11 protein-coding genes are annotated in these 13,780 nt (G+C 66.2%); 5 read left to right on the top strand and 6 right to left on the bottom strand.

The window, feature by feature from the left end; translation table 11 throughout:
- The first annotated feature begins 168 nt into the window (after positions 1–168).
- Genes E8M84_RS15370 through E8M84_RS15360 form a run of 3 tightly spaced genes read left to right on the top strand, consistent with a single transcriptional unit; the run spans position 169 to position 3,454 of the window.
- Positions 169–1,506, top strand: a complete 1,338-nt coding sequence (locus E8M84_RS15370) for a M23 family metallopeptidase (RefSeq protein ID WP_137112096.1) — start codon at positions 169–171, stop codon at positions 1,504–1,506.
- A complete protein-coding gene (locus tag E8M84_RS15365; RefSeq protein WP_137112095.1) occupies positions 1,496–2,002 on the top strand; it encodes a polymer-forming cytoskeletal protein in 507 nt (168 codons plus the stop codon). Before E8M84_RS15370 ends, E8M84_RS15365 begins: the two co-directional genes overlap by 11 nt.
- Positions 2,003–2,047: 45 nt before the next feature.
- Positions 2,048–3,454 carry an MFS transporter gene (locus tag E8M84_RS15360; protein WP_240790412.1) on the top strand — a complete coding sequence of 469 codons (1,407 nt, stop codon included), beginning with the start codon at positions 2,048–2,050 and terminating at the stop codon, positions 3,452–3,454.
- 6 nt (positions 3,455–3,460) lie between these two features.
- Here the strand turns inward: E8M84_RS15360 and E8M84_RS15355 are convergent, their stop codons facing one another.
- The 4 genes from E8M84_RS15355 to E8M84_RS15340 form a co-directional block, all read right to left on the bottom strand.
- A complete protein-coding gene (locus E8M84_RS15355) occupies positions 3,461–4,228 on the bottom strand; it encodes a DUF2189 domain-containing protein (protein WP_137112093.1) in 768 nt (255 codons plus the stop codon).
- 49 nt (positions 4,229–4,277) lie between these two features.
- A complete protein-coding gene (prfB, locus tag E8M84_RS15350) occupies positions 4,278–5,405 on the bottom strand; it encodes a peptide chain release factor 2 (RefSeq protein WP_137112092.1) in 1,128 nt (375 codons plus the stop codon).
- A gap of 84 nt (positions 5,406–5,489) precedes the next feature.
- Positions 5,490–8,048, bottom strand: a complete 2,559-nt coding sequence (locus tag E8M84_RS15345) for a penicillin-binding protein 1A (RefSeq protein WP_137112091.1) — start codon at positions 8,046–8,048, stop codon at positions 5,490–5,492.
- A gap of 101 nt (positions 8,049–8,149) precedes the next feature.
- Complete coding sequence (locus E8M84_RS15340; protein WP_137112090.1) at positions 8,150–9,352, bottom strand: N-acetylmuramoyl-L-alanine amidase; 1,203 nt, start codon at positions 9,350–9,352, stop codon at positions 8,150–8,152.
- Between the two features lie 169 nt (positions 9,353–9,521).
- Here E8M84_RS15340 and E8M84_RS15335 point away from each other — a divergent pair, with 169 nt between their 5' ends.
- Complete coding sequence (locus E8M84_RS15335) at positions 9,522–10,268, top strand: DsbA family protein (protein ID WP_137112089.1); 747 nt, start codon at positions 9,522–9,524, stop codon at positions 10,266–10,268.
- Positions 10,269–10,323: 55 nt separating this feature from the next.
- Here the strand turns inward: E8M84_RS15335 and E8M84_RS15330 are convergent, their stop codons facing one another.
- A complete protein-coding gene (locus tag E8M84_RS15330) occupies positions 10,324–11,532 on the bottom strand; it encodes an MFS transporter (protein WP_170971962.1) in 1,209 nt (402 codons plus the stop codon).
- Between the two features lie 87 nt (positions 11,533–11,619).
- On the opposite strand from E8M84_RS15330, the gene E8M84_RS15325 reads away from it, so the two are divergent.
- Complete coding sequence (locus tag E8M84_RS15325; RefSeq protein WP_170971961.1) at positions 11,620–12,510, top strand: LysR family transcriptional regulator; 891 nt, start codon at positions 11,620–11,622, stop codon at positions 12,508–12,510.
- Positions 12,511–12,592: 82 nt separating this feature from the next.
- On the opposite strand, the gene ispG is transcribed toward E8M84_RS15325, so the two are convergent.
- Positions 12,593–13,717, bottom strand: a complete 1,125-nt coding sequence (gene ispG, locus E8M84_RS15320) for a flavodoxin-dependent (E)-4-hydroxy-3-methylbut-2-enyl-diphosphate synthase (RefSeq protein WP_137112086.1) — start codon at positions 13,715–13,717, stop codon at positions 12,593–12,595.
- Positions 13,718–13,780: the final 63 nt, after the last annotated feature.

The following is a 13,780-nucleotide window of genomic DNA, read 5'->3' as shown; positions in this document are numbered from 1 at the left end:
TCGGCGGTTTCTTGCCGATGAAAAGCCTATCCCGCGCGGAAAAACCCCGGATATGGTCAAAATTGTTGCGGCCCTGAAATGGGCTGGCTAATCAGGGCAAGCCCGGGGCCTTCGCCTTGGGGTAACGTAGCGAAGCCTCTGCCAAGGCTATGAACGGATGACCCCAACGTGCTGAATCGCCTCGCCTATCGGTTCCATCAAAGCCTGGAACGGCACTTTCCCGAACAACGGCTCTTCCTGAAATCCGATACCGAGACGCGTTTTATCCGGCTGCGCCCGGCAACCCAGATCATCGCGCTGGTCGGCGGCACCCTGGCCTTGGCCTGGACCATTGTCGCCACCGCGCTGATCATGATGGACAGCATTGGCGCCGGATCGGCACGCGAACAGTCGGTGCGCCAGCAGGCCCTGTATGAACAGCGGCTGAACGCCCTGTCGTCAGACCGCGACCTGCGGGCCGAGGAAGCCGTTCGCGCCCAGGAACGGTTCAACATCGCCCTGACCCAGGTGTCCGAGATGCAGGAACGGCTTCTGGCGTCCGAAGACCGGCGGCGGGAGTTGGAAACCGGGATCGAGGCGATCCAGAACACCCTGCGCGAGACGATCAAGGAGCGCGACACCGCCCGCGCCGAGGTGGAGCGCGTGACGCTGGCGCTGAACCAGCAAAGCGGTGGCACCTCCGAGGCCGGCCGCGCGGCGGACACCATTGCCACGCTGGAATTCCTGACCGGGGCGCTTGGCGATGCCGCCGAGGAGCGCAACGAAGAGATTGCCGAAGCCGAGGCCGCACGCGAGGAAGCCCGCCTGATCGCCGACGCCAAGGAAGCGATGGAGATGCGCAACGACGCCATCTTCTCCAAGCTGGAAGAGGCGCTGACGATTTCGGTCGAACCCCTGGACAACATGTTCCGCGAGGCCGGAATGTCGCCCGACGACCTGATCGGCGCGGTCCGTGATGGCTATTCCGGCCAGGGCGGTCCGCTGACGCCGATCTCGTTCGCGACCTCGGGCGGGGTCCTGTCGCCGGAAGAAGTGCGTGCCAATGCGATCCTGGGCGGGCTGGACCGGATGAACATGTACCGGATCGCGGCCTTCAAGCTGCCCTTCGCTATGCCGGTCAAGGACAGTTTCCGCTGGACCTCCGGCTTCGGCTACCGCCGCGACCCCAAGGGAGCAGGCACCCGGATGCATGAGGGCACCGACATGGCGGGCAGCTATGGCACCCCGATCTACGCCACTGCCGATGGGGTCGTCGTGCATGCCGGCTGGGACAACGGCTATGGCCGTCTGGTCAAGATCCGGCACGATTTCGGCGTCGAGACGCGGTATGCGCATCTTAGCCAGATCCGGGTCGAGGTGGGCCAAAGGGTCTCGCGCGGCGACCGGATCGGTGATATGGGCAATTCAGGCCGGTCCACCGGCACACACCTTCACTACGAGGTTCGCCTTGGCGGTGAAGCGGTAAACCCGATGACCTTCATAAAGGCAGCGAAGAATGTTTTCTAAGAGCCGCATCAACGAGCCGGGCCCGAAGGCCGAGGCCGAGAAGCCCAAAGCCCCGGAGACCCCGATGACCAAGCCCAGCATGGATTTCACCCCCTCGTCGCCGAAGGGCAAGGCGGGGGCCTCGGTGCTGTCGTCGGACCTGACCGTGGTGGGCAACCTGCGGACCACCGGCGACATCCAGGTCGAGGGCACCGTTGAAGGCGACATCCGCGCGCATCTTCTGACCGTCGGCGAAAGCGCGACCATCCGCGGCGAGATCGTGGCCGACGACATCGTCGTCAACGGGCGCGTCATCGGGCGCGTCCGTGGCCTGAAAGTCCGCCTCACCTCGACCGCACGGGTCGAGGGTGACATCATCCACAAGACCATCGCGATCGAGTCCGGCGCGCATTTCGAAGGCTCGGTCCAGCGGCAGGAAGACCCGCTGGCCAATGGCCGCACCCCTGCCGGGACTGTCCGCCTGGACACGCCTGCCGCGGCCAGCGACGCCGAATAAGCCTGACCGACCATGACGCTTTCGCGGGCATCGGAGGGCACTCCGGTGCCCGTTTCCTTCTGTGCAGAGGGCGACCGCAGGATCATCCTCTGGGCCGCGATCCTGGCCTCGTCGATGGGCTTCATCGACTCTTCCGTCACCTCGATCGCCCTGCCCGCGATGCGCGAGGCGCTGGGGGCGAGCCTGCCGCAGGCGCAGTGGATCAACGCCTCCTACCTTCTCGCCGTGTCCTCGCTGGTGCTGGTCGGCGGGGCGATGGGCGACCGGTTCGGCATCGCGCGCATCTTCTCGTTGGGCATCCTGGTCTTCGTCGCCGGGTCGCTGGCCTGTGCCTTCGCACTGACGCCCGAACAGATGATCGCCGCCCGCGCTGCCAAGGGCGTCGGCGCTGCGCTGATGGTGCCGGGGTCGATGGCGATGGTCTCGCGCGCCTATCCACGCGATGAACGGGGCCGGGCACTTGGCCTCTGGGCGGCGGCCTCGACCCTGACGACGGCGCTGGGGCCGGTGCTGGGCGGCATGTTCGTCACCTGGGGGGGCGAGCTTGGCTGGCGGCTGGTCTTTGCGCTGAACCTGCCGCTGGGGCTGATCGCGCTGTGGCTGGTGCATGGCCGCACGCCCGGCGACATCGGCAAGCCCGGGGTCCGGGTGGACCTGCCCGGTGCGGCTCTGGCGACGCTGGGCCTGGGTCTGATGGCTTGGGCCTTGACGGAAGCAGCCGCCCCCCTCTGGGTCGCGCCTGCCGCCATGGCCAGCCTTCTGGCCTTTGTCGCCTGGGAGGCCATCGCCCCTGCCCCGATGCTGCGGCTGGGCCTGTTCCGCAACCGGACGCTGGCGGTGACCAACGTGGTGACCTTCGTTCTGTATTTCGCGCTGAACGGGGTGATGTTCTACCTGCCGATGACCGCCGTTTCCGCCTGGGGCGTCTCGGCGCTGGAGGTGACGGCGGCCTTTCTGCCGATCTCGATCCTGATCGGGGTGATGTCAGCCCCGGCGGGCCGAATGGCTGACCGTTGGGGCGCGGGGCCTTTGATGGCGGTGGGGTCGGCGCTGGTGGCCATAGCCTATGCGGGCCTGTGGCACTTTGCGCCGGACGGGCAATTCTGGACCCATGTCGTGCCCTTCACCGCGCTGGCGGGGTTGGGTCTGGGACTGGTTGTCGCGCCCCTGACGGCGGCGGCGATGCAGGGGGCGGAGGATGGCGAACAGGGCGCGGCCTCGGGCGTGAACAACGCCGTGGCGCGGGTCGCGGGGCTGATCGCGGTGGCGCTTCTCGGCCGGATGGCGGCCAGTGCCTACGGGCCGGGCGCGCCGGGGTTTGGTGTCACCGGGGACACGGCCGAACACCTTGCGGCAACCGGTGCGGCCTTCGGAACCGTGGCGCTGACTGCAAGTCTGATGGCCGCCTTGGCCGCAGTGTTGGCGCTGCTGGTGGCCCGCCCGACCCGTTGACGGATGTCAGGTGATGGCGCGGCGGTAGAGGTGCCAGCTGGCGTGTCCGAACAGGGGCAGGACCAGGAACAGGCCAAGGAAGCCCGGGATCATGCCGACGAACAGGCACACCGCAATCAGCGCGCCCCAGGACAGCATGACGCGCGGGTTCTCGCGCACCAGCGCGAAACTGGTCAGCATCGCGGTGACGAAATCCACCTCGCGGTCCAGAAGCATCGGCAGGCTGACCACGGTCAGGCAGAACAGAAGTGTCGCGAAGGCCGCGCCCACCGCCGTCCCGAAAGCCAGCATCGCCAGCCCCTGCGGCGACAGGAACACCGCCAGCGAGGAGGACACGTTCGTCATCACCGCGTTGCCCAGGAACAGCGCGAAGATCATGTGCGACAGGAAGTTCCAGAACAGGAAGTAGACCACGATAACCGCCGCCATCGCCGGGATCTGGCGGTCCTTCTGCCGGAAGATCACGCCGAAGATTTCGGATGCGACCAGCGGCTCGCCTGCCTCCAGTCGACGCGAGATCTCGTAGAACCCGCAGGCGATGAAGGGGCCAAGGATCGGGAACCCGGCGCTGGCAGGCAGGGTCCACCAAAGCTGACCCTTGGCCGTCATCGCCCAGAGGATCAACCAGCCGCCCAGCACATAGACCGCCGAGAACACGAGCCCCAAAAGCGGCGCACGCCTGAAATCGCGCCAGCCCAGGTAAAGGCTTTCGCGCAGGTCGGACATCTCGACCAGGTTGATCTCGGGCGTGGCGGGCGGGTGCGTAACGCTCATGCCCAAAGATTAAGCGGGCTGCGAAGCGTCAGGCAAGGGGCTTGCGGGGTCAGTCGACGTCGGCGATCTCGCCGCGCTTCTTGCCAGATGCGTTCAGCGCCAGCGTCGCCGCCATGAACCCGTCAAGGTCGCCGTTCAGCACGCCTTGGGTGTCACTGGTCTCGTACCCGGTCCGCAGGTCCTTCACCATCTGGTAGGGCTGCAGGACGTAAGAGCGGATCTGGTTGCCCCAGCCCGCATCGCCCTTGTTCTCATGCGCCTCGTTGATGGCGGCGTTCCGATTGTCCAGTTCCATCTGGTAGAGACGGCTTTTCAGCGCCTTCATCGCGATGTCGCGGTTCTGGTGCTGGGATTTGAGCGACGAGGTCACCACGATCCCGCTGGGGAAGTGAGTGATCCGCACGGCGGAGTCGGTCTTGTTGACGTGCTGGCCGCCCGCGCCCGACGACCTGAAGGTGTCGATGCGGATATCCTTGTCCTGCACGTCGATCTCGATGTTGTCGTCGACGACCGGGTAGACCCAGACCGAGCAGAAGCTGGTGTGGCGGCGGGCGGCAGAATCATAAGGCGATATGCGGACCAGCCGGTGCACCCCGGCCTCGGTCTTCAGCCAGCCATAGGCGTTCTTGCCGCTGATCTTGTAGCTGGCCGACTTGATCCCCGCGCCGTCGCCTTCGCTTTCGGACTGCAGTTCCACGGTGAAGCCATGCGCCTCGGCCCAGCGGACATACATGCGCGCCAACATGCTGGCCCAGTCGCAGCTTTCCGTGCCGCCTGCGCCCGCGTTGATTTCGAGGAAAGTGTCGTTGCCGTCCGCCTCGCCGTCCAGAAGCGCCTCGAGCTCTTTCGCCTCGGCGACCTTCACAAGGTCCGAAAGCGCGGCCTCGGCTTCCTTGACGATCTCGGCATCGCCTTCCAACTCGCCCAGTTCGATCAGCTCGACGTTGTCCTTCAGCCCGCCCGAGATCAGCTTATAGGCGTTGACCGCGTCCAGCAGAGCCTGGCGGTCGCGCATCAGCTTTTGCGCCTTGGCCGGGTCGTTCCACAGGTCCGGGGATTCGATCATCGCATCGAATTCTTCAAGCCGGTGCGGCGCGGTTTCCCAATCCATCCGCTGGGCCAGCAGTTTCAGCGTCTTTTCGATGGCTTCGACATTGCCTTGGGTTTCGGCGCGCATGGATCGGTCCTGTACTCAGTCGCTGGCGGTCATAAAGCGAAGGCCGCGCCCCGGCAAGGGTGCGGCCCCGGTGCTGTGGGTGGTTCAGTAAAGGCCGCCGGACGAGACGGTGCCGAAATCGGCCTTCTTCGGCACGATGACCTGTTGACCTTCAGAGTTGGTGACGGTCTTGCCCTGGTCGATGGGTGCTTCGCCCTCGCCATAGGCGAAGAGCGGCAGGTTTTCCCCCATCGCGAAGCCGCCGTCGACGACGAGGCCTAGGCCGATCAGCGCATCCTCGCCCTCGCGGAAGTATTCCGACACCACATAGTCGCCCGCGGCATCATCCGGCAGGGGCTGGCCGGTAAAGCGGTCGATCTTGCGGAAATAGCCGCCAGGCGGGACCTTGAACTCTCCCCCGCCGTATTTCTTGACCGCGGTTTCCATGAAGTCCTGGAAGACGGGAACGCAGAGCGTGCCGCCAAAGGCGCTTTCGCCAAGCGTCCGGGGCTGGTCGAAGCCGATGTAGCAGCCCGCGACGATGTTCGAGGAATAGCCGATGAACCAGACGTCCTTGGCATCGTTCGTGGTCCCGGTCTTGCCCGCGATCGGGACGGGCAGGTTCAGACGACTGGCCGAGCCGCGCTGGACCACGCCCTGCATCATGCTGGTCAGCTGGTAGGCGGTGATCGCGTTCATCACCCGCTCGCGGTTGGTGTCGATGCGGACCCCCTGCCCGGCCGGAAGGCTGGCGTCGGCGCAATCCTCGCAGACGCGCTGGTCGTGGCGGTAGATCGTCTTGCCGAAGCGGTCCTGGACCCGGTCGACCAGGGTAGGCTCCACCCGTTCGCCCCCGTTGGCGAACATGGCATAGGCCGCAACCATCTTGAACAGCGTGGTCTCCTGCGCGCCAAGGGCATTCGCAAGGAACGGCCCAAGCCGGTCATAGACCCCGAAACGCTCGGCATAGCCCGCCACGGTCTGCATCCCGATTTCCTGCGCGATGCGGATGGTCATCAGGTTCCGCGACTGTTCGATCCCGGTGCGCAAGGGGGTCGGTCCGTAGTACTTGCCCGAAGCGTTCTTGGGCGTCCACAGGCCCTGCGGCGTGTCGATCTCGATCGGCGCGTCGACGACGATGGTTGCCGGGGTGAACCCGCTGTCGAGTGCGGCGGCATAGACGAAGGGCTTGAAGCTGGACCCTGGCTGGCGAGTGGCCTGCGTGGTGCGGTTGAAGACCGAATCCTGGTAGGAGAAGCCGCCCTGCATCGCCAGGACGCGGCCCGTGTTCACGTCCATCGCCATGAAGGCGCCCTGCACCTCGGGCACCTGGCGCAACGACCAGCGCGCGAAGGTGCCGTCGTCGTTGGTCACGGCGCGGACAAGGACAACGTCGCCCACGGCCACCAGATCGCCCGCGACCTTTGCCCTGCGGCCCAACTCGCCGCCTTCCAGCCGCTTGCGCGCCCAGGTCACGTCCTCGGCCGGAATGTAGTGGCCATCCTCGTCGTCCATCACCCCTTCGATACCGATGCGGGCATCGTTCTCGCCCACTTCCAGCACCACTGCCGGGAACCAGGCCTCGACATCGCGCGGCACCTCGACCTTGGCCAGCGCCTCGCGCCAGCTGGCCTCGGACCCCAGCACCTCGGCCGGGATGGTCTTGCCGGTCCCGCGCCAGATGCCCTGGTTCCGGTCGTACTGCTCCAGCCCCTTGCGCAAGGCCTCCGCTGCGGCCTTCTGCATGTCGGGATCGACCGTCGCCCGGATCGTCAGGCCACCCGAAAAGAACTCCTGCTCGCCGAAGACGCCCGACAGCTGGCGGCGGATTTCGTCGGTGAAATAGTCACGCGGCGGCAGCGCCTCGCGGAAGGCCTCGAAGTCGCCATTCTGCACCGACTGCAGCGGCATGTCCTTTTCGGCCAGATAGGTTGCCTCGTCGATATAGCCGTTCTGCCACATCTCGCGCAGGACATAGTTGCGCCGTTCGGTCACCCGCTCCTTGGCGGTCACCGGGTGATATTTGCCCGGCGCCTGCGGCATGGCGGCCAGCATAGCCGCCTCATGCGGGGCGAGGGCACTGAGCGGCTTGTTGAAATAGGTCTGCGCGGCCGCGGCGACGCCATAGGAATTCTGGCCGAGAAAGATCTCGTTCAGATACAATTCCAGGATCTTGTCCTTGGACAGAGTCTGCTCCAGCCGGGTCGCAAGAATGATCTCCTTGATCTTCCGCTCGACCGACCGCGAGCCGTCGAGGAGGAAGTTCTTCATCACCTGCTGGGTGATGGTCGAAGCCCCGCGCATGCTTTCGCCGCGGCTTTGCACCGCCTCGATCAGTGCCGCGACCATGCCACGGGTGTCGTAACCGTGGTGCTTATAGAAATTCTTGTCCTCGGCACTGATGAAGGCCTGCTTCACCAGGTCGGGGATATCCTCGGAAGCAACGAACAGCCGCCGTTCCTGCGCGAATTCATCGATGATCCGGCCTTCGCCGGAATAGATCCGGCTGATCGTGGCAGGCGTGTACTGCGCAAGGTTTTCGTGGCTGGGAAGGTCGCGGGAATACATGAAGAAGATCCCGCCCAGCGTCAGCGCGGCAAAGACCAGCCCCAGCGTGACGAAGGAGAAGACACCGCCCAACACGTTTCCGACGAACCGAAGCACCCACAACCCTTTCTGATTTCGTCCCGCAGTATAGCAGACGCGCGCCTACGTCAAAACCTTGGCCAGTCACAAGTCACGGCGCAGGCAGGCTTTCGCATGCCTTAGGGGCTGGCCGTCGCCCGCAGCGCCGTATCCTCGACCGACCAGGCGATGATGCCCTGCACCACCGCCTCGGCCAGCTTGGCCCGCCACGCGGGATCCGACAGCCGCTTGAAGTCCCGGTCCGAGGACAGGAACCCCACTTCCAGAAGCGCCGAGGGAATGTCAGGGGACTTCAGCACGGAAAATCCCCCCTGCTGGTGCGGATGGCGGTGCATCCGCAATTCGGCCGCCTTGATCGCACCTACCACAGCGGCGGCCAGCCGGTCGGTGCGGGGCTGGGTTTCGGTGCGCGCCATGTCCATCAGCACCTCGGCTACCACGTCGTCCTGTTCGGACAGGTCCACCCCCGCCAGAAGGTCGTCGCGGTCATGCCGTTCGGCCAGCGCCGCCGAGGCCGCGTCCGACGCCTCTTCGGCCAGCGTATAGACCGTGGCCCCCTGCGCGTCGCCCTCGGCCAGGGCATCGGCATGCAGCGACAGGAACAGGTCCGCCCCGGCCTCTCGCGCGACAGAGGTGCGGGTTTCCAGCGGAACGAAGATGTCGTCGTCGCGGGTCAGGACCACCTGGAACCGCCCGTCGCGCACCAGCGCCTCTTTCAACTCGCGCGCAAAGGTCAGCATCAGCGCCGCCTCGCTTTGCCCGTCGCGTTCGGCGCCGGGGTCGATGCCGCCATGGCCGGGGTCCAGCACCACGACCACCGGGCCGCCGCCTTCTGCCACGGGCGCTGCAAGGTCGGCCGCGTCGGGCAGGCCCCATTCCGGCAGGTCGGGCCGCGCAGCCTCGGCGGCAAAGCTGGCAGCATCGGTCGGCACCAGCACCAGGTTCAGCCGCGGTGTCGCGCCGGTCGTCATCTCGGCCTTGTCCACCCGGTGCGGACCGTCAAGTTCCAGCACCAGCCGCGACCAGCCCGGCCGGAACGATCCCGCCCGCATCGCCACGGCAGGCCGTACCAGTGCCAGCACCTCGGCCCCGGCCCAGTCGATCTCGCGCGTGTCGATCACCATGCGCGGCGGATTGTCCAGCATCCGCACCCGCCAGGGCACCGGCTGGCTGAGCGCGAGGCGCAGTTCCAGCCCCGTGCCCGTCGCGACCAGGGCCGAGCGCATCGGATCGACCCGCGCCAGCGCCGACAGCCCTTCGGCCCGCAGCGGCAGGGCCAGAAGCAGCATCAACAGCAGGAAGACGGGGCGCAGAAGGATCATCGCAGCCTTATCCCCCCGCGCCGCGCGGAAGTAAATTCCGTGACTTGCGGGCAAAGGCCGCCGTTGCCCCCCGACAACATGCGCCCGGGATCACAAAGCGGCGAGCGGCTTGTCACGTCTCGCCCCCGCCCCTATCCTGCGCACCGCATTCCCACCCGCAGGAGACCCCATGAACCGCCTCGCCCTTGGCCTGATCGCAGGCCTTGCCAGTCTCCCTGCCTTTGCCGAAGAACCCGTCGCCCCCAAGATGACCGATGCCGAGCGGTCGGCCTTCCGGGACGAGGTGCGGGCCTATCTTCTGGAAAACCCCGAGGTGCTGATCGAGGCGATGGACATCCTGCAGGCGCGCGAGCAGGAAGCCGCCTTGCTGCGCGACGTACAGATGGTTTCGTCGCTGAACGACGTGATCTTCAACAATCCCAACGACTGGGTCGGCGGCAATCCGAACGGCGACATCACCTTGGTCGAGTTCATGGATTACCGCTGCGGCTACTGCCGTCAGGCCTATGCCGAAGTCGCAGAGCTGATCAAGACCGATGGCAATATCCGCTTTGTTGTCAAAGAGTTCCCGATCCTGGGCGAAGCCTCCCTGATCTCGTCGCAGTTTGCGATCGCAGTCCTGCAACTGCACGGGCCCGAGGCCTATGACAAGGCGCATGACGCGCTGATGACGCTGCGGGGCGAGCCGTCGCCGGAATCGTTGTCGCGGCTGGCCACCGATCTGGGGCTTGAGGCGCAGCCGATCCTCGAGCGGATGAACTCGGCCGCGGTGATGCAGGTCATCCAGGACAACCATGAACTCGCGACCCAGATGGAGATCACCGGGACGCCGGCCTTTGTGCTGAAGGACATGGTGATGCGCGGCTATGCACCTTTGGACGTGATGCGCGATTTCGTCTCGGACGCGCGCAGTTAAGGTCAACACCGGCTGTGGATTGAAACGGGCGGCCCAACAGGGCCGCCCGTTGTCGTTATGCTTCCAGGGCGGTCGGTTCCGGGCGCAGCCCCTGCGCGATCCACAGCCCGACACCCAGCATGACCAGCGTCGTCCCGATGACCGCGAAGGTTCCGGCCAGCCCGAACCAGGCCACCAGCGGGGCCGAGACGAGCGGCGAGGCAAACTGGCCCAGGAAGAAGGCCGTGGTCAGCAGGCCCGACGCCCGGCCCCGCATGCTGGCGGGAACGCGTGCCATGAACCAGGTCGTGTAGTTCGGCATCGAGATGCCCATGCCCAGACCCGCGATCAGCGACCCGGCCAGGACCCCGTGCCAGTCGCTCGCCAGGGCGTGGCACACCAAGCCCAGCCCGATCAGCACGAAGGACAGGCCAAAGATCGTCATCGCCGACAGCCGTGACCGGATTCGGCCATACATCAGCGACACCGGGGCCGAAACCGTGACCAGCGCCGCCATCAGCGCACCGACGACCAGCGGGCTGGTGACCCCAAGTGCCTCCAGATGGAAAGGCAGGCGGGTGGGCGTGATGTAGAAGGCGGCCTGGAACAGGAATGCGAGTGGTGCGATGAAGGCATAGGCCGACCAGGGAAAGCGGTCGGCGGTGGACTGCGCAGGACGGGGCCGGTCGCGTTCCGCCGCGATGCGCCGGGCATGCGGGCCAAGAGCCAGATAGGCCAGCGCCGAGATCGGCAAGATCAGGGCGTAAACGGCAAAGGCCCCGCGCCAGTGGTAGCTGGCCAGTAGCCCGCCCAAGAGCATGAAGACGATCCCGGCCGCGGAAATGGCCGCCCCCTGCATGCCCAGGAACCGCGCCCGCGCCGGGCCCTGCCACAGGTCCGATGCCCAGGTCATGCCAAGGTTCATCGTCCCCGCCACCCCCAGCCCCAACGCCAGCCGCCCGGCCAGCATCCCCCACAGGCTTTCCGCCCACAGCCCCGAGGTCCCGCCGATGGCATAGAGAGCGGCGGTCAGCAGCAGCAGCTTCTGCCGGTCCCAGCGGTCGATCAGCACGCCCATCACGCCCGCCGACAGCACGATGGCCAGCGAGGGCAGCGTCACGATCAGCCCGGCCAGCGTGTCGATATGGGGAATGTCGGTGAAATGCTCGCTCAGACCCGGCAAGGACGAGGCGACCGTGGCATTCGCCATGATCGTCATCGAGGCCAGACCCAGAACGGCGAATGTCACCGCGCGGCTTTGCGGTGCTGTCTCTACCTGGTCCATGTGATTTCCTTCATCTTGTCTTGCGCAAGATGTCAAAATCCACGATCCTGCACCAGATGGCCATTCTTGCAAGGTGTGTCCAAAATCATGGACAATGATCTCGACCTCTCTGCCCTGCGCGGCTTTCGCACCGTGCTGCGCGAAGGCTCCTTCTCTGCCGCCGCCCTGGCGCTGCGGATCCCGAAATCGACCCTGTCCAAGCGCGTCGCCGATCTGGAAAGCCATCTTGGCGTGCGGCTGATCGAGCGGTCCACCCGCACGCTGCGCGCCACGCAGGAGGGCGAGGTGCTGGCCGCCCGCGCCGACCGCCTTCTGGGCGAGGCCGAGGACATCCGCCGCGCGCTTGGCGAATCCGGCGGCACCCCGCGCGGGCATCTGCGGCTGGCGGTGCCGCAAAGCTTCGGCAACGTGCTGTTGGGCGCGATTGCCGCCGGGTTCCGCAAGCTGCACCCAGACGTGACGCTGGAGGTGCATTTCCTGGATCGCGCGCCCGACCTGCTGGAGGAGGGTTTCGACGGCTGCATCCGGTTCGGCCCGCTGGAGGATTCGACGCAGGTCGCTCGTCGGCTGTCGCATGGTCAGGCGATGATGGTTGCCGCCCCCGATCTGCCGGGGCTGGAGACGTTGCGCCATCCGCAAGATCTGGCGCACTTCGATCTCGTCGGCCTTGCCGCCCCCTGGCCCGGCGGCCTGCCTTTGCAGAACGGCAGCGAAGAGGTCGTCCTGCCCTACCAGCCGCCCCTGCGGCTTGGCTCACACCTGGCGGTGCGGGATGCGGTGGTTGCGGGCGCGGGTGTGGCCGCCCTGCCCGGCATCGTCGCCCGACCCGACATTGCCGCCGGACGGCTGGTGCGCGTCCTGCCGGACTGGTCCACACCGCGGAAGGCGATCTACTTCGTCTACCCTTCGGCACAGTCGGTAACCGCCCGTCTGCGCGTCTTCATCGACCATCTGGCGCAGGTGATGGCCGAGGACTAGGCCGCTCTCCGGGGCCGCTCGTCGATGACGTCGTCACTTCTCGCTGGACCACCGACGAGGAGACGAAGTCGAACGAGGAGACTTACTCTGCCGCCAGCTTCTCGGCCGCCTCGATCTCGGCCGCCTTCTGTTCCACCAGCCCGACGATGTGGTCGATCATCCGGTCGTTCGACAGCGTGTGGTCCTGCTTGCCCGCCAGATAGACCATGCCCTTCCCCGCCCCGCCGCCAGTAAAGCCGATATCGGTCATCAGCGCCTCGCCCGGGCCGTTCACCACACAGCCGATGATCGAGAGCGACATGCTGGTCGTGATGTGGGCCAACCGCTCCTCCAGCGCCGAGACGGTCTTGATGACGTCGAAGCCCTGCCGCGCGCAGGAGGGGCAAGATATGATCGTGACGCCCCGGTGGCGCAGGCCGAGCGATTTCAGGATCTCGAAGCCAACCTTGACCTCTTCCACCGGGTCGGCGGATAGGCTGACGCGGATCGTGTCGCCGATCCCCATCCACAGAAGATTGCCCAGCCCGATGGCCGACTTCACCGTGCCAGAAACAAGGCCCCCGGCTTCGGTGATCCCCAGATGGATCGGCGCGTCGGTGGCGTCGGCCAGTTGCTGGTAGGCGGCGGCGGCGAGGAAGACGTCGGAGGCCTTCACCGAAATCTTGAACTCGTGAAAATCGTTGTCCTGCAACAGCTTGATATGGTCCAGGCCGGATTCCACCATCGCCTCGGGGCACGGCTCGCCGTATTTCTCCAAGAGGTGCTTTTCCAGCGACCCGGCATTGACCCCGATGCGGATCGAACAGCCGTGATCCTTGGCGGCCCGGACCACCTCGGCCACGCGCTTCGCGTCGCCGATGTTGCCCGGGTTGATCCGCAGGCAGGCGGCACCGGCCTCGGCCGCCTCGATCGCGCGCTTGTAGTGAAAATGGATGTCCGCGACGATCGGGACCGGGCTTTCGGCGACGATCTCCTTCAACGCGCGGGTCGACTCGACGTCCGGCGTCGAGACTCGAACAATATCCGCCCCGGCCACGGCGCAGCGTTGGATCTGCTCGATGGTGGCCGCCACGTCGGTGGTCAGCGTGTTAGTCATGGTCTGCACGGAAATCGGCGCGTCGCCGCCTACCAGCACCTTGCCCACCCTGATCTGCCGCGAAGTCCGACGCTGGATGTTGCGCCAGGGGCGGACGGGGTTGTGGGTCATCGGTCAGGCTCCGGTCTTTGCCCGGTCAGCATAGGCCGCGGGGCAGGCACGGGCAATGGTCGG

The sequence above is a fragment of the Rhodobacter sp. SY28-1 genome (assembly GCF_005222785.1).
Classification (GTDB): Bacteria; Pseudomonadota; Alphaproteobacteria; order Rhodobacterales; family Rhodobacteraceae; genus Tabrizicola.
The sequence above is the reverse complement of the archived record's forward strand: the minus strand, read 5'-3'. Positions and strand labels throughout refer to the sequence as shown.

Bases quoted from the DNA above. Each gene is read 5' to 3' on its own strand.
- E8M84_RS15340 (WP_137112090.1), bottom strand. From the start codon at position 9,352: ATGATCCTTCTGCGCCCCGTCTTCCTGCTGTTGATGCTGCTTCTGGCC.
- prfB (WP_137112092.1), bottom strand. From the start codon at position 5,405: ATGCGCGCCGAAACCCAAGGCAATGTCGAAGCCATCGAAAAGACGCTG.
- E8M84_RS15355 (WP_137112093.1), bottom strand. From the start codon at position 4,228: ATGAGCGTTACGCACCCGCCCGCCACGCCCGAGATCAACCTGGTCGAG.
- E8M84_RS15325 (WP_170971961.1), top strand. From the start codon at position 11,620: ATGGACAATGATCTCGACCTCTCTGCCCTGCGCGGCTTTCGCACCGTG.
- E8M84_RS15335 (WP_137112089.1), top strand. From the start codon at position 9,522: ATGAACCGCCTCGCCCTTGGCCTGATCGCAGGCCTTGCCAGTCTCCCT.
- ispG (WP_137112086.1), bottom strand. From the start codon at position 13,717: ATGACCCACAACCCCGTCCGCCCCTGGCGCAACATCCAGCGTCGGACT.
- E8M84_RS15365 (WP_137112095.1), top strand. From the start codon at position 1,496: ATGTTTTCTAAGAGCCGCATCAACGAGCCGGGCCCGAAGGCCGAGGCC.
- E8M84_RS15330 (WP_170971962.1), bottom strand. From the start codon at position 11,532: ATGGACCAGGTAGAGACAGCACCGCAAAGCCGCGCGGTGACATTCGCC.